Source organism: Aeromicrobium senzhongii (assembly GCF_014334735.1).
GTDB lineage: Bacteria > Actinomycetota > Actinomycetes > Propionibacteriales > Nocardioidaceae > Aeromicrobium > Aeromicrobium senzhongii.
The window spans coordinates 286,543-308,742 of the sequence record NZ_CP060587.1; the positions used below are offsets into that span (position 1 = coordinate 286,543).

General features: G+C 69.9%; 23 protein-coding genes and 3 tRNA genes. 12 read left to right on the forward strand and 14 right to left on the reverse strand.

Annotated elements, in window-relative coordinates; all coding sequences use genetic code 11:
* Positions 1–19: 19 nt before the first annotated feature.
* From H9L21_RS01440 to H9L21_RS01450, 3 genes are read right to left on the reverse strand one after another with little or no spacing between them, the layout of a single operon-like run.
* Positions 20–1,318 carry an endonuclease/exonuclease/phosphatase family protein gene (locus tag H9L21_RS01440; protein ID WP_154595983.1) on the reverse strand — a complete coding sequence of 433 codons (1,299 nt, stop codon included), beginning with the start codon at positions 1,316–1,318 and terminating at the stop codon, positions 20–22.
* Between the two features lie 38 nt (positions 1,319–1,356).
* Entirely contained in the window at positions 1,357–2,895 is a 1,539-nt protein-coding gene (locus tag H9L21_RS01445; RefSeq protein WP_154595982.1) for an endonuclease/exonuclease/phosphatase family protein, read from the reverse strand.
* 9 nt (positions 2,896–2,904) lie between these two features.
* A complete protein-coding gene (locus H9L21_RS01450; RefSeq protein WP_154595980.1) occupies positions 2,905–4,377 on the reverse strand; it encodes an endonuclease/exonuclease/phosphatase family protein in 1,473 nt (490 codons plus the stop codon).
* A 144-nt stretch (positions 4,378–4,521) separates the two neighbouring features.
* On the opposite strand from H9L21_RS01450, the gene H9L21_RS01455 reads away from it, so the two are divergent.
* From H9L21_RS01455 to H9L21_RS01465, 3 genes are all read left to right on the forward strand, one after another.
* On the forward strand, positions 4,522–4,905 hold the full coding sequence (locus tag H9L21_RS01455; RefSeq protein WP_222865818.1) for a helix-turn-helix domain-containing protein: 384 nt from the start codon (positions 4,522–4,524) through the stop codon (positions 4,903–4,905).
* Complete coding sequence (locus tag H9L21_RS01460) at positions 4,902–5,720, forward strand: hypothetical protein (protein WP_154595979.1); 819 nt, start codon at positions 4,902–4,904, stop codon at positions 5,718–5,720. The genes H9L21_RS01455 and H9L21_RS01460 overlap by 4 nt, the downstream gene beginning before the upstream one ends.
* 67 nt (positions 5,721–5,787) lie before the next feature.
* Positions 5,788–6,039: a DUF2516 family protein gene (locus H9L21_RS01465; protein ID WP_154595977.1), complete on the forward strand. Its 252-nt coding sequence runs from the start codon at positions 5,788–5,790 to the stop codon at positions 6,037–6,039.
* Here H9L21_RS01465 and H9L21_RS01470 read toward each other — a convergent pair.
* The 3 genes from H9L21_RS01470 to typA all read right to left on the reverse strand — a co-directional run bounded on the left by H9L21_RS01470 (position 6,033) and on the right by typA (position 9,307).
* Complete coding sequence (locus H9L21_RS01470) at positions 6,033–6,977, reverse strand: hypothetical protein (RefSeq protein ID WP_154595975.1); 945 nt, start codon at positions 6,975–6,977, stop codon at positions 6,033–6,035. The genes H9L21_RS01465 and H9L21_RS01470 overlap by 7 nt on opposite strands.
* The gene (locus tag H9L21_RS01475; RefSeq protein ID WP_154595973.1) at positions 6,974–7,309 is read right to left on the reverse strand and encodes a PadR family transcriptional regulator; all 336 of its coding nucleotides are present in this window, start codon (positions 7,307–7,309) and stop codon (positions 6,974–6,976) included. The genes H9L21_RS01470 and H9L21_RS01475 overlap by 4 nt, the downstream gene beginning before the upstream one ends.
* Positions 7,310–7,429: 120 nt before the next feature.
* The gene (gene typA, locus H9L21_RS01480; protein ID WP_187411690.1) at positions 7,430–9,307 is read right to left on the reverse strand and encodes a translational GTPase TypA; all 1,878 of its coding nucleotides are present in this window, start codon (positions 9,305–9,307) and stop codon (positions 7,430–7,432) included.
* A 111-nt stretch (positions 9,308–9,418) separates the two neighbouring features.
* On the opposite strand from typA, the gene H9L21_RS01485 reads away from it, so the two are divergent.
* The 3 genes from H9L21_RS01485 (at position 9,419) to H9L21_RS01495 (ending at position 12,158) form a co-directional block, all read left to right on the forward strand.
* Complete coding sequence (locus tag H9L21_RS01485) at positions 9,419–9,865, forward strand: MarR family winged helix-turn-helix transcriptional regulator (RefSeq protein WP_154595972.1); 447 nt, start codon at positions 9,419–9,421, stop codon at positions 9,863–9,865.
* The gene (locus tag H9L21_RS01490; RefSeq protein ID WP_154595970.1) at positions 9,855–11,426 is read left to right on the forward strand and encodes a DHA2 family efflux MFS transporter permease subunit; all 1,572 of its coding nucleotides are present in this window, start codon (positions 9,855–9,857) and stop codon (positions 11,424–11,426) included. Before H9L21_RS01485 ends, H9L21_RS01490 begins: the two co-directional genes overlap by 11 nt.
* A 93-nt stretch (positions 11,427–11,519) precedes the next feature.
* Positions 11,520–12,158, forward strand: coding sequence for a LysE family translocator (locus tag H9L21_RS01495; RefSeq protein WP_154595969.1), 639 nt, complete (start codon positions 11,520–11,522; stop codon positions 12,156–12,158).
* 4 nt (positions 12,159–12,162) lie between these two features.
* Here the strand turns inward: H9L21_RS01495 and H9L21_RS01500 are convergent, their stop codons facing one another.
* Both H9L21_RS01500 and H9L21_RS01505 read right to left on the reverse strand, forming a co-directional pair.
* Positions 12,163–13,464: a glycoside hydrolase domain-containing protein gene (locus H9L21_RS01500; RefSeq protein WP_154595967.1), complete on the reverse strand. Its 1,302-nt coding sequence runs from the start codon at positions 13,462–13,464 to the stop codon at positions 12,163–12,165.
* Between the two features lie 98 nt (positions 13,465–13,562).
* Positions 13,563–13,639: transfer RNA gene (locus H9L21_RS01505), tRNA-Phe, on the reverse strand.
* Between the two features lie 162 nt (positions 13,640–13,801).
* Here H9L21_RS01505 and H9L21_RS01510 point away from each other — a divergent pair.
* A complete protein-coding gene (locus tag H9L21_RS01510) occupies positions 13,802–14,515 on the forward strand; it encodes a hemerythrin domain-containing protein (protein ID WP_154595966.1) in 714 nt (237 codons plus the stop codon).
* A gap of 55 nt (positions 14,516–14,570) precedes the next feature.
* On the opposite strand, the gene H9L21_RS01515 is transcribed toward H9L21_RS01510, so the two are convergent.
* From H9L21_RS01515 to H9L21_RS01540, 6 genes are all read right to left on the reverse strand, one after another.
* Positions 14,571–14,647: transfer RNA gene (locus tag H9L21_RS01515), tRNA-Asp, on the reverse strand.
* 71 nt (positions 14,648–14,718) lie between these two features.
* Positions 14,719–15,585, reverse strand: a complete 867-nt coding sequence (gluQRS, locus tag H9L21_RS01520) for a tRNA glutamyl-Q(34) synthetase GluQRS (RefSeq protein ID WP_187411691.1) — start codon at positions 15,583–15,585, stop codon at positions 14,719–14,721.
* A 30-nt stretch (positions 15,586–15,615) separates the two neighbouring features.
* Complete coding sequence (locus tag H9L21_RS01525) at positions 15,616–16,350, reverse strand: MBL fold metallo-hydrolase (RefSeq protein WP_154595965.1); 735 nt, start codon at positions 16,348–16,350, stop codon at positions 15,616–15,618.
* A 65-nt stretch (positions 16,351–16,415) separates the two neighbouring features.
* Entirely contained in the window at positions 16,416–16,889 is a 474-nt protein-coding gene (locus tag H9L21_RS01530) for a nitroreductase/quinone reductase family protein (protein WP_154595964.1), read from the reverse strand.
* A gap of 61 nt (positions 16,890–16,950) precedes the next feature.
* On the reverse strand, positions 16,951–17,541 hold the full coding sequence (locus H9L21_RS01535) for a DUF2238 domain-containing protein (protein WP_154595963.1): 591 nt from the start codon (positions 17,539–17,541) through the stop codon (positions 16,951–16,953).
* 42 nt (positions 17,542–17,583) lie between these two features.
* A tRNA-Glu gene (locus H9L21_RS01540) sits at positions 17,584–17,659 on the reverse strand.
* Positions 17,660–17,740: 81 nt separating this feature from the next.
* On the opposite strand from H9L21_RS01540, the gene H9L21_RS01545 reads away from it, so the two are divergent.
* The 5 genes from H9L21_RS01545 to H9L21_RS01565 are packed head-to-tail and all read left to right on the forward strand — an operon-like array spanning position 17,741 to position 22,195.
* A complete protein-coding gene (locus H9L21_RS01545; RefSeq protein ID WP_187411692.1) occupies positions 17,741–18,091 on the forward strand; it encodes a metallopeptidase family protein in 351 nt (116 codons plus the stop codon).
* A complete protein-coding gene (locus H9L21_RS01550) occupies positions 18,084–18,755 on the forward strand; it encodes a pirin family protein (protein WP_187411693.1) in 672 nt (223 codons plus the stop codon). Before H9L21_RS01545 ends, H9L21_RS01550 begins: the two co-directional genes overlap by 8 nt.
* A 40-nt stretch (positions 18,756–18,795) precedes the next feature.
* Complete coding sequence (locus H9L21_RS01555; RefSeq protein ID WP_255467129.1) at positions 18,796–20,124, forward strand: FAD-binding oxidoreductase; 1,329 nt, start codon at positions 18,796–18,798, stop codon at positions 20,122–20,124.
* Entirely contained in the window at positions 20,121–21,407 is a 1,287-nt protein-coding gene (locus H9L21_RS01560; RefSeq protein WP_154595961.1) for a class I SAM-dependent methyltransferase, read from the forward strand. The genes H9L21_RS01555 and H9L21_RS01560 overlap by 4 nt, the downstream gene beginning before the upstream one ends.
* Positions 21,407–22,195 (forward strand): exodeoxyribonuclease III, encoded by a 789-nt coding sequence (locus H9L21_RS01565; protein WP_154595960.1) that lies wholly within the window; start codon positions 21,407–21,409, stop codon positions 22,193–22,195. Before H9L21_RS01560 ends, H9L21_RS01565 begins: the two co-directional genes overlap by 1 nt.
* Positions 22,196–22,200: the final 5 nt, after the last annotated feature.

Below are 22,200 nucleotides of genomic sequence, written 5' to 3' on the forward strand. Positions count from 1 at the left end.
CCGTGGTAAACCGCGGGCCTCAGGACACCTGCGCGCGCACCAGCAGCGGGTGGTGGTCCGACGGCAGCGGGGCGACGAAGCGGCCGCCGGACATCCGTCCGGCGTTGGCCCAGGAGACGACGCGGCTACGCCCGGGGCGGACCCAGGCCTTGTCGACGTGGTCGCCCCACGTCACGCCCACGACGGGCTTGGTCAGCCACCGCGGGTTGGCCGTGTTGAAGTGCTGGCGGCTCAGCGAACGGGCCTGTTCGTACGCGTCGTAGAACCCGTTGGCGTGCATGACGCTCTCGAGGCGGTTGTTGCCCGCGCGGCTGCGGTTGGTGTTGAAGTCGCCGAGGACGACGACCGGCATGCTGCGCACGTTCCGGCCCCACCAGGCGAGCTGGGCGCCGAGCGCCGAGAAGATGTCGGTCGCCTGGGTGGCGCGGCGGGTGGCCATCGAGCGCTTGTCGTCGACCTGCAGATGGACGGCCACGAACACGACCGTCTGGCCGCTGGCCCGGTGACGCAGCACGGCCCACGGGGCCTGCTTGCCGGGCGGATCCGCGATGCCGTCCACCGGCAGGATGCACGGCTCGGCGCGCACGGGCTTGCCGTCGTCGCCGAGGACGAGGTTGTTCTCGGGGTCGACCGCGAGGGGGCACTCGGCCGACTGCTGCTCGGGACTCAGCGTCTGCTCGACCTGCTCGAAGGCGGCGGTGCGGTAGAGGATCCGGTTGTCCTTGCCGCCGAGCGTCTCGGTGTACCCGGGGATGATCGTCGTTCCCCAGCGGCTGGCCTCCTGGAGCGCCAATACGTCGGGCTTGAGGCGCTGCACCTCGCGCACGACGAGCGGGGCCCGGGTGCTCCACCGGCTGCAGGCGTTCGAGCAGACGTTGTAGCTCATCAGGCTGTAGACCGGGTGGCGTGCGGTGCTGAGCGTGGCCGAGGCGGCAGGCGTGACGCGGGCGATCCGGGCCGAGCGGCTGCCGGCGCGCTTGCCGTTGAGTGCCCTGACCTGGACCCAGTAGACCTTGTTGCGCTTCAGCTTCTTGATCGTCGCCTTCGGCGAGCGGACCGTGGTGCGGGGCTTCTTCTGCTTCGCGACGTGGGCCTTCGAGTTGCCCACGAACACCTGGTAGCGGGTGGCCCGGGAGGCTCGGGGCCACGACACCGAGATCCGGGCGTACTTCTTGCCGGCGGACGTGTAGGTCGCGGTGCCGGTGACCGACACCAGACCGACCTTGCCGGGCTTCTTCGGCGCCGCGACCGCAGGGGTGCCCAGCGTCGCCGCGGCGAGCACGGCGGTCAGGGCACAGGCCAACAGGCGAAGACGCATGAGCCCGAGCCTAATGCGCGAATGTCACTTCCGTCACATCATTCCCGGAGGGGGAGAGTGGCGGAGGGCGAGGAGGTGGTGGTCGGGGCGACCTCTTCACGGAGTTTCGCCGGCACCTTGACGACCTCGCTGGGATCCTTGACGGCGTCCTTCTCGGCGCGTTCGAGGGTGACCGTCGCCGCGATCATGTTGTGGTCCGAGAGCCACGTGCCGACGTACGTGGTGCCCGACAGGTTGGCCCACTGACGCCAGGCGGGGACCTCCCAGTCGCTCGACACGTAGATGTGGTCGACGTGGTCGTGGGACATGATCGCCTTGTCGCCGCGTCGGCTGCCGGTGTTGACCTGGGCGTTCTGCGTCTCGTCGGCGACCTCGACGGTGTCCTTGTACCCCGACGACCGGACGATCGGCCCGACGGTGTCCCCGCTGCGGTGCGTGCCGGAGTTGAAGTCGCCGGCCAGGACGACGGGGTCGTCCTGGGTGTTGATCCCCGCGAGGCCACCCATCAGGCTCCGCATCTCGGCGGCCCGCTCGCCGTTCTTCTTGTGCCCGCTCAGCAGGTGGACGCTGACCACGATGAACGGACGCTCGGTCAGCTTGTCCTCGAGTCGGGCCCACGTCGCCCATCGGCCGTGCCCCAGGGACCAGCGGCCACCGCCGAGCTGGGTGAACTTCTCCGGCGAGTAGGACAGGTAGCGCGAGTTGCCGCCGCCCTCGGCGGCGACGAGGTTCTTCGGGCCGCCGCTGAACGCCGCGCGGGTGGTCGGGCCGACGCGCTGGCCGCCGGCCTCCTGCAGGGCCAGGATGTCGACGCCGGAGGCATGGACCTGGGCGGCCTGGCCGCCGACGCGGCCACCGAACCCGGAACAGGCCTCGGAGCAGATGTTCCACGACCCGATCGAGAACTCGGAGTCCGCCGGGGGAGTGGTGACCTTCGTCGGCGGGCCGAACCGGCTGACACCGGCCTCGCCCACCGCACGCACGCGGACCCAGTACGTGCGCTCGGGCTTCAAGGAGTCGGTGGCGAACGCCGTGCCGCCCCGGGTCAGCCGCTCGACCTTCTTCGGCAGCTTCTTCCTGGACGTCGAGACGGCGACGTCGTACGTGGTGGCGTAGTCGGCCGGCTTCCACTTCACGACGGCGCCCTCGGGCGCGGTGCGCTTGACCTTGGGCCGTGGCGGCACGCCGGGCAGCAGGGTCACGGTGCCCTCGACGGCGACCTCGGTGGTGCCCGCCTCGACCGACTCGACCCGGTAGCTGACCCGGCCCTTGGGGTCGGCCGCCTCCGGAGCGGGGAGCTTGGCCGTCGGCTCGGTGGTGACGATCGTGCGAGCGGGCCTCGTGAGGTCGTCGCCCAGGGAGACGCGGTACTGACTGCCGTTGCCCGACCAGGCGAGGGACACCTCCCTCGGGGCGACCTCCACCGACAGCACCTTGAGGTAGGGCCGCTCGATCCCGGCGAGACGGGTGACCGGTCCGTTCCCCTCGGCGTCGGTGGTGGTGGCCATCAGGGCGGCCCCGCCGATCAATGCACCCCCGGTGCCGAGCAGGCACAAGGAGCGGAAAAGACCGGGCATGCCCGCATCCTACGGGGTCGCGAGCACCAGCTTCGCGACGACGGGATTGTGGTCGGACGGGAACGGCGTGGCGTACTGACGACCGGTCGGAGTGTCGGTGAAGTTCGCCGGCATCAGCCAGGACTCGACGGTGACTCCGGACCGAGGCACGTAGATCCCGTCGACGTGGTGACCGTTGGCCTTCGGCGTCGGGACACCGGCATTGGCGCTGTTGAGCTCGGCGTTGAGCCGGTCGGTCGTCCGGGTCAGCGCGTCGACCACGCCGTGGCGCTCGAACTCGCGGCGGGGCGCGTCGTAGCCGCCGGGGTAGTTGGACTGATTGGCGTTCGACGCGTTGGAGTTCCAGTCGCCGCCCCACACCACCGGCAGGCCGTGCGGGTTCACCGCCGAGATCCGCGAGATGAGTCGCTGGGTCTGCTTCCGGCGACGGTCGTCCTTGGCGACGCCCTTCAGCGGCTCGAGGTGGGCATCGACGACGATGAAGGCCGTGCCCGCCTGGCGGTCACGCAACAGGTTCCACGTCGCGTACCGCTTGGTCTCGGAGTCCAGGGTGATCCATCCGCCGTCGAGGGCGGTGAACCGCGACGACCGGAAGTAGATGGTCTTGGCGCTCTTGTAGGCCCCGCGGGTGAACCCGGGCAGCGCGGTGTGGAACGCCGTCTTCGTCGCCGACTCCTGGGTGACGATGACGTCCGGATCGGCCGACCGCACGACCGCGGCGGCGAGCGGCTTGCGCACGGTCCACTTCGGCACGTACCGCAGGAACCAGGCCGGGCTGTCGGCGGAGCGGCACCTGTCCTCGCCGCACAGGTTGTAGGTGGCCACGGTCGCCCGCACGGGCGTCGGTGCCAGCTTGGCCGTCGAGACGGGGCCCCAGGCGCCCTTGACCGAGCCGTTCACGCCGCGCACCCGGGCGAAGTAGGTCATGCCGCCGTTGAGGCCGGTCACCGTGCCGGCCGTCTTCTTGCGGCCGACCGTGTGGACGCCGGTGGTGAAGCCCCGATCGGTGGCCACCTGGAGCTGGTAGCTCGTCGCGCTGGTGGTGGGCGACCACTGGTAGCCCAGCCGGTCGCCGCGGCCGCCGACGACGCGGTTGGCCGTTCCCTTCGCGACGCGCAGGTTCGCGCGCTTCCACTTGGTCGCGGCGGAGTGCTTCTTGCCGCGGTACGAGCGCACCCGGTAGTAGAAGTCGTGACCCGAGTTGGGCTTCAGCTTCTTGAAGGTCACGGAGGTCTTGCGGGTGCGGACGCTGCGGACGCACCGCTTCGCCCCGGGATCGGTCTTGACGCACACCGCGAACGAGGTCGCGCGCTTCGGCCGCTTCCAGCGGATCGTCAGGGTCGTCGTCGTGGTCTTGGCGGTGATCTTCGAGACCTTCGCGGGCTTCGCGGGGGCGGCCTGGGCGGAGGTGGCAGGGGCGACCAGGAGGGTGCTGGTCAGGGCGAGCGCCACGAGAACGCGGCGGAGCAACGAGGTAGGCATGGGGGTCGGGCTGGGGAAAGAGGGCACCGCCCGAGGGCACCTTCGGCGCCCACAGGGTAACCCGGCGAGGCCGCGAAGCGGAGCAACGTGTCCGGTGCATCACAGTTGCTTGCACTTGCTAACTTTTGCAAGCACGCTGGGGCCATGGGGAAGCTGAACATGCCAGATGCAGTCGGATCGGCCATGGGGTCGCTCGGCGAGTACCTGCGTGACCAGCGGACCCAGGCGCAGATGTCACTGCGACAGCTGGCCGAGCTCGCGGACGTGTCGAATCCGTACCTCAGCCAGATCGAGCGTGGCCTGCGCAAACCGTCCGCCGAGGTGCTGCAGCAGATCGCGAAGGCACTGAGGATCTCGGCCGAGTCGCTCTACGTCCGCGCCGGCATCCTCGATGCCGAGCAGTCGGGGGCCTACTTGGTGGAGGACGCCATCGACCGCGATCCGCGGTTGACCACGCGCCAGAAGACGGCTTTGCGGGACATCTACCGCTCATTCGTCGGAACCGCAGACCTCGAGGAGAGACCATGAGCATCACCGACACCATCAACGCCCAGATCAAGTCGATGCTGGACGACATCCGCGCCCTGCCCGCCTCCGTCAAGGGATTCGACGTGAGCGGCCTGCAGAAGAAGGCCGAGACCCTGGCGCAGACCGCGCTCGGATCGGTCACCGCCACGTACTCGGACCTGGTGAAGAAGGCCGACGACCTCGTCGACCTGGCCAAGGGCCTGAGCGTCGACGACGTCCGCACCGCCGCCGAGGACCTCGCCGCCCGGGCGGAGGCCGTCGTCAGTGAGCTGCGCGGCAAGGTCGACGACGTCACCCTCGACGACCTGAAGAACACGGTCGACGACTTCCGCGAGAAGGCCGACGACCTGGTCGGCGACCTCAAGGACAAGGCCGAGGAGATCATCGACGAGCTGACCGCCAAGGCCGAGGAGCTCACGGGCAAGGCCGCCGAGGCCGTCGAGGACGCCACCGGCACCGCCGGCGCGGCAGCCTCCTCCTTCGCGAACTCGGCCCGGACCCGCTCGGCCACCGCGCCCGCGGCGAAGAAGTCCGGCACGGCGAAGACGTCCGACACGGCCACGAAGAGCACCACGACCGCCAAGAAGGCGGCCGCGAAGTCCAGCACGAACGGCGCGAAGGCCCCGGCCAAGAAGGCCTCCACGGCGAAGAAGGCCACGGCCAAGAAGGCGCCCGCGAAGAAGGGCTCCACGACGGCCAAGAAGACCTCGACGTCGGCCAAGAAGGCGCCGTCGCAGGCCAGTGGCACCACCTCGTCGGCCGCCAAGAAGACCACGACCGCCAAGAAGGCGCCGGCGAAGAAGGCTTCGTCCTGACCCACGCGGAACGCAGAATCAACGGTGGGCACCACTCGCGAGTGGTGCCCACCGTATTCTTCCCCCCATGGCTCTCGTGACCCCGTTGATCTGGTGGCTGCTGTTGGCGACCAAGGTCTTCGCCCTGGTCGACTGCGTGCGGCGCAAGCCCTATGACTTCGAGATGGCCGGCACCTTGCCCAAGAACATCTGGTTGGTGATCCTGCCGGTCTCGATCCTGGTCGACATCGTCTTCCAGAACCCGCTGGGGATCCTGCCCCTGCTGGGCACCGTGGCGGCGCTCGTCTACCTGGCGCAGACCCGAGGCTCGGGTTACTGAGCGCGAGCCCGTCCTCGCGCGGTGACGTACGCCTTGCGGAATCCGTCGACGATCTCCCACAGGCTCACCAGGGCGACGATGGCCGCGGACCACTTCATGGAGGTCGCGATGTACTCGGGGTCCCATGACGACAGGTGCGCCACCAGTTCGGGATTGATCAGCGCGTTGTCGAGCAACAGGGCGATGGTCGGGATCGCGAAGAGCAGGCTCAGGACGACGTTCGCCCACGCCGTCGTCCAGGTCCACCCGCTGCGGTACACCCAGAGCAGGTGCAGCAGCTCCAGCGCGAGCACCCCGAGAACCCACGGCAGGTACCAGGACCAGAGGTCGGGGTCGATCATCGCGATGCGGTCCCCGTCCTCGAAGAACGGCGAACCGAAGTGCTGCCACAGGATCGCGGCGGCGAAGAGCGGGAGGAAGACCAGGCCCGCGACGAGGTCCGAGACGCTGGTACCGGGCTTCGGTTCGGACAGTTGGTCGATCGACCAGGTCTGCGCCCCGGCCGACGTGTTCGTCCAGTCCAACACCGCGAACACGAGGGTGGTCCAGAAGATGACGTGGACGGTCACGTCGAACAAGGTCCCCACGCCATCCCCGACGATCGTGCCGATCGAGTCACCGTCGAAGGCGGCGACGATCACCACGATCGCGGCGACGATCGGGCCCACGATCGCGGCCAGCAGCATCGTGAGCCGCAACCACGGGAAGAACAGGCGCGGCCCGATGAGCACGGGCGCGCGGCCGGTGTAGTCGACCGCCACCCGCAGTGGGTCACCCAGCTCCTCGAGCGTCTCCCTCTCGGCAGCCGGGGTGGCGCCGCGGGCGGCCACGGTGTCACCGATGCGCTCACGGAGCTCCTCCGCGACCTCGGTGCGCGTCTTGCCGGGCAGCCACCGCGTGGCGGCATACACGTAGCGGTCGGTCAGGGTCGTGGTCATCGTGTTCCTCCGTCGGTCAGTCGCCCGAGGGCGGTGTCGAGCTCGTGCCAGTCGGCGAGCAGCGCCTCGATGAGGCGCTCACCCTCGGCGCTGGTGCGGTAGAACTTCCGAGGCCTGGCCTCGTCGGTGTTCCAGTCGCTGGTGAGCAGTCCCTGCTTCTCGAGTCGGCGCAGCAGGGGATAGAGCGTGTTGCCGTCGACGGTGATCCCCGCCTCGGCCAGTGACTCGAGCAGGCCGTAGCCGTATCCGGGCTCGCGCAGGCTCAGCAGTGACGCGAGCACCACCGTGCCGCGGCGCAACTCCTGCACGTGCTGCTGGGTCAGGTCGTCCATGTGTCACACCATAGTGTGTGGCACACACTATGAGCAAGACGCACAGGTCAACAATCTCCGACAACGACGAACCCCTCCCCGGCCGGAGCCGGAGAGGGGTTCGGGTGGAGCCGAGTCAGCTCACTTGCGCTTGCGGGCGGTGCGGCTGCGCTCACCGGCGTCGAGGACGACCTTGCGAATGCGCACGTTGGTCGGGGTGACCTCGACGCACTCGTCCTCGCGGCAGAACTCCAGGCACTGCTCGAGCGACAGCTTCTTCGGCGGGATGACCTTCTCGAAGTTGTCGGCGGTCGAGGAGCGCACGTTCGACTGCTTCTTCTCCTTGGTGATGTTGACGTCCATGTCGTCATCACGGGAGTTCTCGCCGACGATCATGCCCTCGTAGACCTCGGTGCCGGGCTCGACGAACAGCGTGCCGCGCTCCTGCAGGTTGGTCATGGCGAACGACGTGACGGCGCCGGCGCGGTCGGCCACGAGCGAGCCCGACGGACGCGTCGAGATCTCGCCGAACCAGGGCTCGTAGCCCTCGGAGATGTGGTGCGCGATGCCGGTGCCGCGGGTGTCGGTGAGGAACTCGGTGCGGAAGCCGATCAGGCCGCGGGCCGGGACCAGGAACTCCATGCGGACCCAGCCGGTGCCGTGGTTGACCATCTGCTCCATGCGGCCCTTGCGGACGGCCAGCAGCTGGGTGATCCCGCCGAGGTACTCCTCGGGGGCGTCGATCGTCAGGCGCTCGACGGGCTCGTGGATCTTGCCGTCGATCTCGCGCGTGACGACCTGCGGCTTGCCGACGGTGAGCTCGTAGCCCTCGCGACGCATCTGCTCGACGAGGATCGCCAGCGCCAGCTCGCCGCGGCCCTGGACCTCCCAGGCGTCGGGACGCTCGGTGGGCAGGACCTTGATCGAGACGTTGCCGATCAGCTCGGACTCGAGCCGGTCCTTGACCAGGCGGGCGGTGACCTTCGTGCCCTTCTCGCGACCGGCCAGCGGCGACGTGTTGGTGCCGATGGTCATCGAGATCGCGGGCTCGTCGACGTGGATGAGCGGCAGCGCGACCGGGTTCTCGGGGTCGGCCAGCGTCTCGCCGATGTTGATGTCGCTGATGCCCGCGATGGCGACGATGTCGCCGGGGCCGGCGGACTCGCCCGGCTTGCGGTCGAGGGCCTCGGTGATGAGCAGCTCGGTGATCTTGACGCGCTCGACCGAGCCGTCACGCTTCATCCACGCGACCTGCTGGCCCTTCTTGAGCTCGCCCTCCTCGACGCGCACGAGGGCCAGGCGGCCCAGGAACGGGGAGGAGTCGAGGTTCGTGACGTGCGCCTGCAGGGGCGCGCCCTCGGTGTACTCGGGGGCCGGGACGTGCTCCATGATCGTCTGGAACAGGGGGATCAGGTTGTCGCCGTTGGGCAGCGTGCCGTCCTCGGGGCGCTCCAGCGAGGCGACGCCGGCCTTGCCGGAGGCGTAGACGACGGGGAAGTCCAGCGCGTCGCCGGCGGCATCCTCGGGCAGCAGGTCCATGAACAGGTCGTACGTCTCGTCGACGACCTCGGCGATGCGGGCGTCGGGACGATCGACCTTGTTGACCACGAGGATGACGGGCATCTTGGCGGAAAGCGCCTTGCGCAGCACGAAGCGCGTCTGCGGCAGCGGGCCCTCGGAGGCGTCGACCAGCAGGACGACCGCGTCGACCATCGACAGGCCTCGCTCGACCTCACCACCGAAGTCGGCGTGGCCGGGGGTGTCGATGATGTTGATCGTGACGACCTTGCCGGGGACTTCCTCGGAGCCGGGGCCGGAGTACTTGACCGCCGTGTTCTTCGCGAGGATCGTGATGCCCTTCTCGCGCTCCAGATCACCCGAGTCCATGACCCGGTCGGTGACTTCCTGGTGGTCGGAGTAGGCGCCCTGCTGTTGAAGCATCGCGTCGACGAGAGTGGTTTTGCCGTGGTCGACGTGGGCGACGATGGCTACATTGCGCAGATCAGAGCGTGTGGGCACTCCAACGATTCTACTGCAGGGCCATGAGGTGCTTTCCCCTCCGGGGCGTGAAGAGCGTCACGAAGGTCACACCTTCCGATTACTTGCATCTGGGTTAGTGTTTTGCGGGTCATGACCGCCTCCCCCCACGCCTGCGCATTCGATGCCGTCCGAGAGTTCCTCGGACGGGTCTTCACCACGGCCGAGGGCGAGTCCCTCGAGGCCGTCGCGAAGCTGAAACTGTCCTTCACGCAGGCCAGAGTGGTCTTCACGCTCGCTCACCACGACGGTCCCGTCGCCATCGGCGACCTGGCCGGGGCGGTGGGTCTGTCGGCGGCAGCCGTCGGACGCAACATCGAGCAGCTGGTGCGCAAGAAGCTCGTCGTGCGCACCGAGAACCCCGAGGACCGCCGGGTCAAGCTCGTCGCCGTCTCCGCACTCGGACGGAGTCTGGCCCAGAGCCACCTCAAGTCCAAGGAGGACGCCGTGCGCACGCTGCTCGACGCCCTCGAGCCCGAACAATGCCTCGCGCTCGTCGAGGCCCTCAAGCCACTGAAGGAAGAAGACCATGGCAACTAGCACCCCGGCCGCGCCGCCGGAGTACCCCGACAAGATCGATGCGGCGGTCCTCAAGATCGCCGGCGTCGTCGTGCTGGGATCGATCATGTCCATCCTGGACATCACGGTGGTGAACGTGGCCCTTCCCACGTTCCAGGAGGAGCTGGGCGTCGAGAACTACTCGACCGTCGCCTGGACCGTCACCGCCTACACCCTCGCGCTCGCCGCCGTGATCCCGCTGACGGGGTGGGCGGCGGACCGCTTCGGCACCAAGCGCCTCTACATGCTGGCGCTGGGCCTGTTCACCGCCGGCTCGGTGCTGTGTGCCGCCGCGTGGAACATCGAGACGCTGATCGGCTTCCGGGTGCTCCAGGGCCTCGGCGGCGGCATGCTCATGCCCCTGGGCATGACGATCCTGACCAAGGCCGCCGGACCGGAGCGGATGGGCCGGCTCATGGCCATCTTGGGCATCCCGATGCTGCTCGGCCCGATCCTCGGTCCGATCATCGGCGGCTTCCTCATCGACAACGCCTCCTGGCACTGGATCTTCCTGATCAACCTGCCCCTCGGCCTCGGCGCGCTGATCTACGCCTGGCGGGTGCTGGAGCAGGACGCCCCGCACCCGAGCGAGTCGTTCGACTTCATCGGCATGGCGCTCATGAGCCCCGGCCTGGCGCTGTTCCTCTACGGCGTCTCGTCGATCCCCGACGCCGGTGGCATGGGCGAGCCCAAGGTCTGGGCGACGATGCTGGTGGGCGGACTGCTGGTTGCCGCGTTCATCGTCTACTCGTTCAAGCCGAAGCACCCGTTGCTGGACTTCCGGCTGTTCAGGAACTACAACCTGTCCATCTCGACGCTGACGATGTTCATCTTCGCCGGCGCCTTCTTCGGCGGCCTGCTGCTGGTGCCGACCTACTTCCAGCAGGTGGGCGGCGAGACGCCGTTGAAGGCCGGCCTGCTCGTGGCCCCGCAGGGCCTCGGCGCGATGCTGACGATGCCGCTCGCGGGTGTCCTGGCCGACCGGTTCCCCGTCGGCCGGGTCGTGCCGTTCGGTCTGGCCCTGATCTGCGGCGGCATGTTCGCCCTGACCTCGCTCGAGGCCGACACCGGCTACGGCTACATCATCGCGGCGCTGTTCGTGATGGGCCTGGGCATGGGCCTGACGATGATGCCGCTCATGACGTCCGCGCTGCGGACCCTGCAGTCGCACGAGGTGGCTCGCGGCTCGACGTTGCTCAACATCAGCCAGCAGATCGCCAGCTCGGTGGGCGTCGCGATCATCTCGGTCGTCCTGACCAACCAGATGAAGGACAGCCGGGCGATCCAGGCGGCCCAGGCCCTGTCGAAGGCGGAGGCCGACCAGGTCCCCGCCGACCCGTCGCTGCTGGACTACGTGCAGTCCCTCGGCGCGAGGTTCGAGTCGCTCGTGCTGTCGGACATGGCGCACGCGTTCGCGGCCAGCTTCGTCGTCGCCTTCTGGCTGTGCGTCGTGGCCCTCGTGGTCAGCCTCTTCCTGCCGAAGCGGCGTGAGGCGGCGCGCCTGCTGGACGACCAGGGCCAGCCCCCGGTGATGATGCACTGATCCACGGATCGCCCGAACGGCCCACCCGGACTCCGGGTGGGCCGTTCGTCGTCCGGATCCTCTCGCCGCGAAAGCGCGGTCTACGCTCCGGACATGCCCACCCTCGAGACGCTCGCGACGTTCTGTCTGGCGGCCTTGGCCCTGATCCTGCTCCCCGGGCCCAGCGTCCTGTTCGTCATCGGCAGATCGCTGGCCCACGGGCGCCGCACCGGGATCCTGAGCGTCCTGGGCAACGGCCTGGGCGGTCTGCCGGTCGTCGTCGCCGTCGCCCTCGGACTGGGGGTGATCGTGGCGGAGTCGGCGGTCGTGTTCAACGTCGTCAAGGTGGTCGGTGCCGTCTATCTCATCCACCTCGGCATCCGGGCCTGGCGCAGCGGGCCCGCAGAGTCGGCGCTCACCGAGGGTGCGCAAGGACCGGTCGCCTCACCCGGACGGGCGCTCCTCGAGGGCTTCTGGGTGGGCGTCTCCAACCCGAAGACGATCGTCTTCTTCGCCGCGGTGCTGCCGCAGTTCGTCGACCGGGACTCCGGAGCGGTCAGCACCCAGATGCTCGTGCTGGGCGTCGTCTTCTTGCTGATCGCCCTGGTGTGCGACTCCGGCTGGGCGCTGTTGGCCGGGACGGCCCGCGCCTGGTTCGCCGGCTCACCGAGCCGGCTGGCGACGGTCCGGCGCGCCGGCGGCGCCATGATGATCGGGCTCGGCGGCCTGCTGCTGACGAGTCAGCGGCACTGAGGGATCAGCGTCGACCGCGCTGCAGCGCCGCCCACACCGTGGCATCGGCGACCTGGTAGCCGGGCAGGCCGACCCTCGTGCGGTAGGAGCGGACCGCCGCGGCGGTGCGCGCGTCGTAGATGCCCGTGACCTTCACCTTCTGGCCCGCGGCGCGCAGGGAGCGCTGCAGCCGGTGGACGGGCTCGCCGACCTTGCCGCGCTTGAGGGCGATGGGGGTCTTGCCGCGCGACAGCAGGGCGGTCCACAGCGGTCGTGTCGCCGCGCCGTTGCGCGCCCACCCGAGATCGGTGCGGTAGGAGTTGACGGCCTTGGTCGTGCGGGCGTTCCAGCGGCCGGTGATGGTCGACTTGTGGCCGGCACGGCGCAGCAGGCACTGCAGGAGCTTGACGTCCTTGCCGCGCGAGCCGGCCTTGAGCGACCGGTAGCGCGTCAGGGTCGGCGACATCTTGCAGACCTTCTGCTCCTTCTTGGCGCGCGATCCGCCCCCCACGGCCAGGACGTTCTTGTCGATCGTGACCCGGTGTCCGCCGTAGGAGACCGCGACGTTGTTGTGGTACTGGTGCACGCGGTCGCGCTTCCAGAACGTGTTCGACAGGTAGGGACCGCCGTTGGTGTTCGCCCGCTTGTTGGTCCAGGCGAACCACATCTGGTCGGGGAAGTCGAAGCCCTTGCGCTGGGCGTGACGCGCCTCGTCGACGGCCGCGATCGCGGCCGAGCCGCTGGAGTACAGGCCGACCTTGTAGCCGCGCTTGTGGGCCCGCTGGACGAACGCGTCGATGAAGGTCAGGACGGCGGCGTCGCAGGGGCGGTTGGCGCGGTCGTACCACTCGATGTCGAGGTAGACGGCGTTCTTCTTCGCGAACCCGAAGTAGGCGGCACGGCGCGTGGCCTCGTCCGCGTCGGCCCGGGCCTGCCGGCGGGCGAGCGTGCCGTTGTACGACATGTGCCGCTTCGTCGACTTCGAGTCGAAGCACGGCGCCTGGTAGCCGACGTGGATCGGCAGGAACAGCCAGCCGCGGTTCGCCTGGCGCTTGACCCACGCCGGGCTGAGGTGGGGCTGCTTCGAGTCGTCGCAGTAGCGCGAGTTGCCCGAGGTGTAGATGCCCACGACCGTGTACGGCGACGTGACGTTCCACGCGTCCATCACCTGGTTGGACGGCGAGACGCACGTGTCGAAGGCGTAGCCGGTGAACCGGGCGGGCGACCGGGGATCCGCCGCGTGAGCGGGCGACGCCATCAGCGAGGCGACGAGCAGGGGGCCGAGCACCAGGGCCAGACGGCGGGCGATCGGAGCGACGGCGGACATCACACCAGCGTAGGTCCGGGCCGCCGGGGTGCCAACCGTTCGGCGGAAACCCTCGCGGGAAAAGGAGAATCCCCGGCGTGGAGCCGGGGATCTCGAGGTGGTGGCCAGGGCCGGGGTCGAACCGGCGACCTTCCGCTTTTCAGGCGGACGCTCGTACCAACTGAGCTACCTGGCCGTGCTCTGACGAGCGACGTTCACCCTACCTCACCCACCGACGCGGATCGCAATCGGTCGGTATCAGGGTCGTCCTGCGACGCCTCTCCCGCTGGTGAGCCCCCGAGGTGCGCCGAGGTGCGCGTCGGGCCGGCCGAGAACACACGACGCGAGAGAAGGAACGATGTCCCCCACGCCTCTGCTGCTGCCCGGTCAGGCCGCCTCGCCGCCCGGGCCCGCCGACATGACCATGATGTACGTCCTGCACCACGCGTTCCGCCGCGACGTGCAGGACTTCGCCCGCGCTGCGGAACAGATGCCGACGGGCGACCGTGATCGGTGGGTCCTGCTGGCGAACCGGTGGCAGCTCTTCACGCACGAGCTGCACCAGCACCACACCAAGGAGGACGAGATCCTCGGGCCGCTGCTGCTCGACCGGGTGCGCGCGGCCGGTGACGCCGAGGCCGAGCGGGTGCTGCACGAGATGGAGGCCGAGCACGCCGTCCTCGACCCGCTGCTGGCGGCGGCCGCCGCCGCGTTCGAGCGGCTGTCGGCCGGAGGCGACGACCGCGCCCACGATCTGCTGCGCGACACCCTCGGCGAGCTCGGGGCCGTCCTGGGCCATCACCTCGGTCACGAGGAGAGCGCGGCCATCGAGATCCTGCAGCGGTACGTGGGCGGGAACGAGTGGCACGAGCTGGAGCGGACGCACTTTCGGACGAAGCAGACCCTGGCCGAGGCGCGCTGGTTCGTGCCGTGGGCACTCAAGGGCCTGCCGGCCGAGGCCGAGCACCGGGTCCTGACGCTGGCCGGTCCGCCGTTGCGGATCATCCATGCCGTGTCGAAGCGCCGTTTCCGATCCCAGGAACAGGAGGCGTTCGGCGTCCTCGACGCGTGACGACGGCCCCGTGAGACGACGAAACCCCGCCCCCTGAGGGGCGGGGTTTCAGCACTGGCGACCCCGACGGGACTCGAACCCGCGACCTCCGCCGTGACAGGGCGGCGCGCTAACCAACTGCGCCACGGGGCCTCATGCTGTGCGGCTTAACCGCGACCGCAAGACTACCTGACGCCCTCCGGAGACACCAAAACGGGGGTCGGTCAACGCGTGACGATCCACGGATCCAGGCTGATCTTCCAGGGGTCGAGCTCGGCCAGGAGTGCCTCGGGGGAGCGCGCGCGGACGCCGAGCGACGCACCGATGAGCGACCACGCCTCGTCGGGGGTCAGGTCGCGCAGGGTGACCGCCCTGTCGCGCTTGGCCAGCCGGCGGCCCTCGGCGTTGAGGGCGAGCGGGACGTGCGCGTAGGTCGAGGCGGGCAGCCCCAGGGTGTGGGCCAGGTAGGCCTGGGCGGGAGCCGCGTCCAGCAGGTCCGCGCCTCGCACGACCTGGTCGACTCCCTGCTCGCCGTCGTCCACGACGACCGCCAGGTTGTAGGCGTGGGCGCCGTCGCCGCGGCGCAGCACGAGGTCGTCGACGTGGCCCGTGATCTCGCCGCGCAACTCGTCGCGGACCGTCCACTCGTCGGCCTCGGCGCGCAGCCGGATGGCCGGTGGGCGCTCGGTGCGCTTCGCAGCGCGCTGGGTCTCCGTCAGGTCCCGGCAGGTGCCCGGGTAGGAGCCGGGCGGAGCGTGCGGGGCGCGCACCGCGTCGGCGATCTCGCGACGCGTGCAGAAGCACTCGAAGGTCAGCCCGGCTGCGGTGAGGCGCGCCAGCGCGGCGGCGTAGAGGTCGTCACGCTCGGACTGGCGGACGACGGGCGGGTCCCACGTCAGCCCGAGGGCGGCGAGGTCGTCCAACTGGCTGCGCTCGAACTCGGGTCGTGAGCGCTGGCGGTCGAGATCCTCGACCCGGACCAGGAAACGGCGGCCGCTCGCTCGCGCGAACAGCCACGCGAGGATCGCGGTGCGCAGGTTGCCCAGGTGCAGGTCGCCCGACGGAGACGGGGCGAAGCGGCCGGCGGACACGTCACCGAGCCTAGTGCGACCGCGGTGGGCTCAGGCGACTCCGCTGCTCCGGGCCGATGCGACGGCTGCCTCGGCGCCCTGCGTCCACGGCTCGCCGTGCCCCGGCAGCACGAGGCGGGCGCCGGTGGCGGCGATCCGCTCCAGCGAGCGACGGGCCTGCACCGCGTCCTTCGTGCCGGCACGAGCGACGATCCGTGGGCCACGGCGGCCCGTGTACGGGTCGAGCGTCACGAGCGCGTCACCGGTCAGGACCGCGTCCAGGGCGGGGATGTGCAGGGCGCAGTGCCCGTCGGTGTGGCCGGCGGTGGGGATGACGGTGATCCCGTCGGGTGCAGCGTTGACCCCGAGGGACGCCACCTGCTCGACCCCCTCGACTCGCAGCGCACCGGCTTTGACCATCCGGGCCAGGATCGGCGCCGCCTTCGGGTGCCGGAGCGGGTAGAGCAGTCGGGGGCGGCCGGGGCGGTAGCGGTACGGATGGGCCGCGATCCGGTGGTCGCCCGGGTGCACCCAGACCCGGGCGCCGGACGCGCGCCGGGCCTGCGCCGTGAAGCCGAGATGGTCGAAGTGGGCGTGGGTCAGGACGATGTCGGTCACGTCGTCCCACCCGCGGCCGAGGGAGTCGAGCGCCTCCTGGGCGTAGCGCCAGGTCCGGGGCAGTCCGGTGTCGACGAACACGAGCCGGTCGCCCAGGGCGATCAGGTAGCAGTTCGTGCCGGCGTCCTCGATCAGGACGATGCCGGGCTCCAGGCGCGAGATTCCCATGTCAACCCTCCGGTGGCGGCTTTCGGAGTGCGTACCCAGCCGAGCCGTCAGCAATCCCGGTCGCGTCAGGACGGGGGAGCGGGGCGCTCCGTCAGGCGGACGACGGGGATCACGCGGTCGGTCTTGTCGTTGTAGCCAGCGAACTGCGGGGCGGCCTCGACGATCGAGCGCAGCGCGGCCTCACGCTCGGCGCCGTGCAGCTGCTCGGCGCTGACCGCGATCTTGCGCGGCCCGATCTCGAGGGTGACGTCGTCGGGGTGTGCGGCGATGTTGTGGAACCACGCGGGATTGTTCCTGGCCCCGTTCGCCGAGGCGACGACCAGGTAGGACCCGTCCCCGCCGGGGAACCAGCCCACGGGGTTCTCGCGGGGGAGTCCGCTCCTGGCGCCGATCGTGGTGAGGACCGCCAGCTTCATCGGTCCCATGGACGCCGTCGCCGACCGCCGTGCGCGGCGCGCGACGAAGCGGTTCACCAGACGCGTGAGGGGACCGCCGTGGGTCTTGCCGCCGCGGGTTCCGCCGTGGGCCTCGAAACTCATGTCGTCCTCCGTCGGTCGGCCTCATCGCCAACCTACTGACGCCCGGGCCCGAGGGCGAGGGCTAGGACTGGCGCTGCAGGTCGGCGGGGGTGCGCAGCCAGCGCCAGTAGACCCACGCCGCGATGCCCGAGCCGGAAGAGTTGAGGATCATGTCGGCCATCGTGTCGGCATAGCCGCGGGAGTGGTGCGTGGACTGCAGTTGGTCCGAGGTCCACTCGCCGATCTCCCACAGGGAGCCGATGCCCAGCCAGGTCAACCACAGGACGATCGGCAGCAGCACCGCGGGCTCGGCGCGGAACCGGTGCAGCATCAGCCGGGCGATCGCCAGGGTGCTGACCAGTGAGAAGGTGAAGTGCGCGAAGTCGTCGTACCACCAGATGCGGTCGTAGAAGTTCAGGCCCCAGCCGGCGACGGCCCCGAGGATCACGGTTGTCATGCCGGTCATCACCAACGGGTCCCGCAGCGCCTGCCACAGCGCGACGCAGCCCATCACCGCGGCCGCCATCGTGAAGCGGGTGAAGTGGTCCGACGCCGTCAGTCCGACGAGCACGGCACTGAGCATCGTCACGACGGTGAAGAGCAGGGCGGCCCAGTGCAGACGAGGCTGCTGCTCCTCCAGGTCGGCGGCGGACGGGACGATCGGCTGAGACATGGGTACCGAGACAGGTTCTGGTCGGGGACGGGGCGGTGCCGGTGGTACCCCCTACGGGATTCGAACCCGCGCTACCGCCTTGAAAGGGCGGCGTCCTAGGCCGCTAGACGAAGGGGGCCGGACAACCCGTCCAGCATAGGGCACGGTGCACCGGCGCTCGCCACACGCTCGCGCCGGGCCCCGCCTCTAGACTCGGCACGTGATCGACGTCGACCCGGACCGGTTCGAGGAGCTGGTGACCGCCGCGCTCGCCGACGTCCCCGCGGAGCTGGCCGATCGGCTCGACAACGTGGTGCTGTTCATCGAGGACGACGCGCCGCCGGAGGACCCGCACCTGCTGGGGCTCTACGACGGGATCCCGCTGACCGAGCGCGACTCCACGTACGCCGGCGTCGTGCCCGACCGCATCTTCGTCTACCGCAATCCGACCCTCGCGATCTGCGAGACCGAGGAGGACGTCGTCGAGGAGGTCCGGATCACGGTCGTGCACGAGATCGCCCACTTCTTCGGGATCGACGACGCCCGCCTGCACGAGTTGGGCTATGCCTGAGTCCCGTGTCCTGCGCCGTGCGGCCGACCGGTTCCACACCGTCGCCGACGGCACCGAGACGTTCCACTCGTTCTCCTACGGGCGCCACTACGACCCCGACAACATCGGCTTCGGTCCGGTGATCGCGATCAACGAGGAGCGCATCGCGGCGGGAGCCGGGTACGACGAGCACCACCACGCCGACGCCGAGATCGTCACGTGGGTGCTCGACGGCGTCCTGGACCACGAGGACTCCACCGGCCACGGGGGGCAGGTCCGACCCGGCGTCGCGCAGCGCCTCAGCGCCGGCGCAGGTGTCACGCACGCCGAGCGCAACGCCAGCGACGTCGCCGCGCTGCGGTTCGTGCAGATGATGGTCCGCAGCACGAACGAGGACGAGCCCGAGTACGCCCAGGCGACCGTCCCCGCCGGGCCGGGCGTGCACGAGACCGTGCCGGTCCACGCCGACGCCCGGCTGGTGGTGGCGCGCCCCGGTCCCGATGCTCCCGTCGAGCTCGAGGTGGAGCACGCAGCGCTCCTGCACGTGACCCGTGGACCGCTCTCGGTCGACGGCACGGTGCTCGATCCGGGCGACGCGTTGCACGTCGCGGGGCCCACCCGGCTCGGGCTCACGGGCCGGAACGGCGAAGCGCTGGTCTGGCTGATACCGCATTCTCGGGGATAGCCTGCGAAGTATGCAGGGGTGGACGCAGCATCAGGACGCCGTGGCCGCCCTTCGTGCGTCGTGGGACGCCATCGGTCCGGGCCAGCCCGTCCGGCTGGCCAAGAAGACCTCCAACCTGTTCCGTCCCCGCAGTCGGTCGGCGGGTCCGGGCCTCGACGTCTCGGGTCTGGACGGGGTCATCGCGATCGACCCGGACGCCCGCACCGCCGACGTCCAGGGCATGTGCACCTACGAGCGCCTCGTCGACGAGACCCTGGCGCACGACCTGATGCCCAGCGTCGTGCCGCAGCTGCGCACCATCACGTTGGGCGGCGCCGTCACCGGCCTGGGCATCGAGTCCACGTCGCTGCGACTGGGTCTGCCGCACGAGGCGGTGCTCGAGATGGACGTGCTGACGGGCTCGGGCGAGATCGTCACCGCCACGCCCGACAACGAGCACGCCGAGCTGTTCGCGGCGTTCCCCAACTCCTACGGCAGCCTCGGGTACGCCGTCCGGCTCAGGATCGAGCTGCAGCCGGCGCCGCGTCAGGTCCGGCTGCGGCACGTGCCGTTCGCTGGAGCCGCCGACGTCGTCAAGGCGCTGGCCGAGATCGCCGACGCCGGCCGGTGGGACGGCGTTCCCGTCGACGCGGTGGACGGCACCGCATTCAGCCCCGACGAGATCTACCTGACCCTGGCGCAGTTCACCGACGCCGACCTGCCGACCAGCGACTACACGGGCCAGGACGTCTACTACCGCTCGATCCGGCAGCGTCACGAGGACGTGCTGACGATCCACGACTACCTCTGGCGCTGGGACACCGACTGGTTCTGGTGCTCGGGCGCGTTCGGCGCCCAGAACCCGTCGGTGCGTCGCCTGTGGCCGCGGCGGTGGCGCCGCAGCGACGTGTATCACCGGCTCGTCGCTCTCGACGGCACGGTGGGCGTCAGTCGCGTCCTGGACCGGATCAAGCACGTGCCGGCGCGCGAGCGGGTCATCCAGGACATCGAGGTGCCGCTGGACCGGCTGGAGGACTTCCTCACCTGGTTCGACCGGGAGGTGGTGATGCGTCCGGTCTGGCTGTGCCCCTTGCGGACCCGGCGCGCCTGGCCGACGTACCCCCTGACGCCCGGCGACGTCTACGTCAACGTGGGCTTCTGGGGCACCGTCGTGGTCCCGGCCGGATCCGAGCCCGGCGCGGTCAACCGCAAGGTCGAGGGCGAGGTCCACCGGCTGGGCGGGCACAAGTCGCTCTACTCCGAGGCGTTCTACGACCGCGAGACGTTCGGCGCTCTCTACGACACCGCGGGGTTGGACCGGGTCCGGTCCACGTACGACCCCGACTCGCGGCTGAACACCCTCTACGACAAGGCGGTGAGGAACTCATGAGCATCGTTCCCGAGACTCGTTTGACGATCGGCGAGGCGCTGTTCCGCCTCCTGCGCGATGACGTGCCCGTCCGCTTCGAGGCCTTCGACGGCAGCGTGGTGGGCCCCGAGGACTCGCCCATCCGCCTGCGCCTGCTCAACGAGCGGGGCCTGTCGTACCTCATGACCGCTCCGGGGGACCTCGGGTTCGCCCGTGCGTACGTGTCCGGCGACCTGCAGATCGAGGGCGTCCACCCCGGCGACCCCTACGAGTTGTTGAAGGCCGTCATGAGCCGACTGCGGTTCCGGGTGCCCCCGGCCACCGAGATGGTCCAGATCGCCCGCAGTCTGGGGTTCGGCAACCTCAAGCCGCCGCCGCCCCCGGCCGAGGAGCACGTGCCCCGATGGCGACGGGCGCTCGAAGGACTGCGGCACACCAAGGTCCGCGACGCCGAGGCGATCCAGCACCACTACGACGTGTCGAACCGCTTCTACGAGCTGGTGCTGGGCCCGTCGATGACCTACACGTGCGCCGTGTTTCCCAAGGCCGATGCCACGCTCGAGGAGGCGCAGGCCGAGAAGTACGACCTCGTGTGCCGCAAGCTCGACCTCAAGGCCGGCGACCGCCTGCTCGACATCGGCTGCGGCTGGGGCGGCATGGTCCGGCATGCGGCGCAGCACTACGGGGTGCGAGGCATCGGCGTGACGCTCTCGCAGCAGCAGGCGCAGTGGGCCCAGGCCGAGAACGAGCGCCAGGGTCTGTCCGACCTGGCCGAGGTCCGGCACAGCGACTACCGCGACGTGACCGAGACCGGCTTCGACGCGCTCAGCTCGATCGGGTTGACCGAGCACATCGGGGTCCGCAACTACGGCGACTACTTCGCCTTCGCCCGCAGCAAGGTCAAGGTCGGCGGACGGATGCTCAACCACTGCATCACGCGGCCCGACAACAAGGGCCGTGCCTCGGCCGGTCAGTTCATCGACCGGTACGTCTTCCCCGACGGCGAGCTCACCGGCGTCGGCACAATCGTCGTCGCGATGCAGGACGCCGGCTTCGAGGTGCGTCACCTCGAGGACCTGCGGGAGCACTATGGGCTGACCCTGGCAGGCTGGTGTCAGAATCTGGTGGACCACTGGGACGAGGCGCTGGACGAGGTCACCCTCGGCCGTGCCAAGGTCTGGGGCCTGTACATGGCCGGGTCCCGCCTGGCCTTCGAGCGAAATGAGATCCAGTTGCACCACGTCCTGGGCGTGAACACCTCTGCCGACGGCGACGCCGCGTACCCGCTGCGAGTCGACTTCTGATGCGCATCGCGACATGGAACGTCAACTCGATCCGCAGCAGGATCGACCGGGTGGCGTCCTGGCTCGAGCGCCATGACGTCGACGTCCTGGCGATCCAGGAGACCAAGTGCCGTGAGGACCAGTTCCCGGCGATGCAGCTGGCGGCGCTGGGCTATGAGTACGTGCACGCCGGGATCAACCAGTGGAACGGCGTGGCCATCGTGTCGCGCGTCGGCCTGGAGGACGTCGAGCGCTCGTTCGGCGTCGACCAGCCGATGTTCGAGGACGTGCTCGAGCCGCGCGCGATCGGGGCGACCTGCGGCGGGGTGCGGATGTGGAGCCTCTACGTGCCCAACGGGCGCGATCTCGAGCACGGTCACTACCAGTACAAGCTCGAGTGGCTGGCCCGGTTGCGCGACTCTGCCGAGCAGTGGCTCGCGAAGGAGCCGGAGCTGCCCATCGCGCTGACGGGCGACTGGAACATCGCGCCGCAGGACGACGACGTCTGGGACATGGCCGTCTTCGAGGGGAAGACCCACGTCTCGGCCCCGGAGCGCGCCGCCTTCCAGGCCATGGTCGATGCCGGTTTCGCCGACGTCGTCCGGCCGCACACGCCCGGGCCCGGCGTCTACACGTACTGGGACTACACGCAGCTGAGCTTCCCGAAGAAGAAGGGCATGCGGATCGACTTCGTGCTCGGCTCGCCGGCGCTCGCCGAGCGCGTCACCGGGGCGTGGATCGATCGCGAGGAGCGCAAGGGCAAGGGCGCCAGCGATCACGCGCCCGTCGTCGTCGACCTGGCCGACTGAGGGCG

Excerpts from the sequence above, each read along its gene's own strand:
- H9L21_RS01440 (WP_154595983.1), bottom strand. The coding sequence starts at position 1,318 with ATGCGTCTTCGCCTGTTGGCCTGTGCCCTGACCGCCGTGCTCGCCGCG.
- H9L21_RS01445 (WP_154595982.1), bottom strand. The coding sequence starts at position 2,895 with ATGCCCGGTCTTTTCCGCTCCTTGTGCCTGCTCGGCACCGGGGGTGCA.
- H9L21_RS01450 (WP_154595980.1), bottom strand. The coding sequence starts at position 4,377 with ATGCCTACCTCGTTGCTCCGCCGCGTTCTCGTGGCGCTCGCCCTGACC.
- H9L21_RS01455 (WP_222865818.1), top strand. The coding sequence starts at position 4,522 with ATGGGGAAGCTGAACATGCCAGATGCAGTCGGATCGGCCATGGGGTCG.
- H9L21_RS01460 (WP_154595979.1), top strand. The coding sequence starts at position 4,902 with ATGAGCATCACCGACACCATCAACGCCCAGATCAAGTCGATGCTGGAC.
- H9L21_RS01465 (WP_154595977.1), top strand. The coding sequence starts at position 5,788 with ATGGCTCTCGTGACCCCGTTGATCTGGTGGCTGCTGTTGGCGACCAAG.
- H9L21_RS01470 (WP_154595975.1), bottom strand. The coding sequence starts at position 6,977 with ATGACCACGACCCTGACCGACCGCTACGTGTATGCCGCCACGCGGTGG.
- H9L21_RS01475 (WP_154595973.1), bottom strand. The coding sequence starts at position 7,309 with ATGGACGACCTGACCCAGCAGCACGTGCAGGAGTTGCGCCGCGGCACG.
- H9L21_RS01485 (WP_154595972.1), top strand. The coding sequence starts at position 9,419 with ATGACCGCCTCCCCCCACGCCTGCGCATTCGATGCCGTCCGAGAGTTC.
- H9L21_RS01490 (WP_154595970.1), top strand. The coding sequence starts at position 9,855 with ATGGCAACTAGCACCCCGGCCGCGCCGCCGGAGTACCCCGACAAGATC.
- H9L21_RS01495 (WP_154595969.1), top strand. The coding sequence starts at position 11,520 with ATGCCCACCCTCGAGACGCTCGCGACGTTCTGTCTGGCGGCCTTGGCC.
- H9L21_RS01500 (WP_154595967.1), bottom strand. The coding sequence starts at position 13,464 with ATGTCCGCCGTCGCTCCGATCGCCCGCCGTCTGGCCCTGGTGCTCGGC.
- H9L21_RS01510 (WP_154595966.1), top strand. The coding sequence starts at position 13,802 with ATGTCCCCCACGCCTCTGCTGCTGCCCGGTCAGGCCGCCTCGCCGCCC.
- H9L21_RS01525 (WP_154595965.1), bottom strand. The coding sequence starts at position 16,350 with ATGGGAATCTCGCGCCTGGAGCCCGGCATCGTCCTGATCGAGGACGCC.
- H9L21_RS01530 (WP_154595964.1), bottom strand. The coding sequence starts at position 16,889 with ATGAGTTTCGAGGCCCACGGCGGAACCCGCGGCGGCAAGACCCACGGC.
- H9L21_RS01535 (WP_154595963.1), bottom strand. The coding sequence starts at position 17,541 with ATGTCTCAGCCGATCGTCCCGTCCGCCGCCGACCTGGAGGAGCAGCAG.
- H9L21_RS01550 (WP_187411693.1), top strand. The coding sequence starts at position 18,084 with ATGCCTGAGTCCCGTGTCCTGCGCCGTGCGGCCGACCGGTTCCACACC.
- H9L21_RS01560 (WP_154595961.1), top strand. The coding sequence starts at position 20,121 with ATGAGCATCGTTCCCGAGACTCGTTTGACGATCGGCGAGGCGCTGTTC.
- H9L21_RS01565 (WP_154595960.1), top strand. The coding sequence starts at position 21,407 with ATGCGCATCGCGACATGGAACGTCAACTCGATCCGCAGCAGGATCGAC.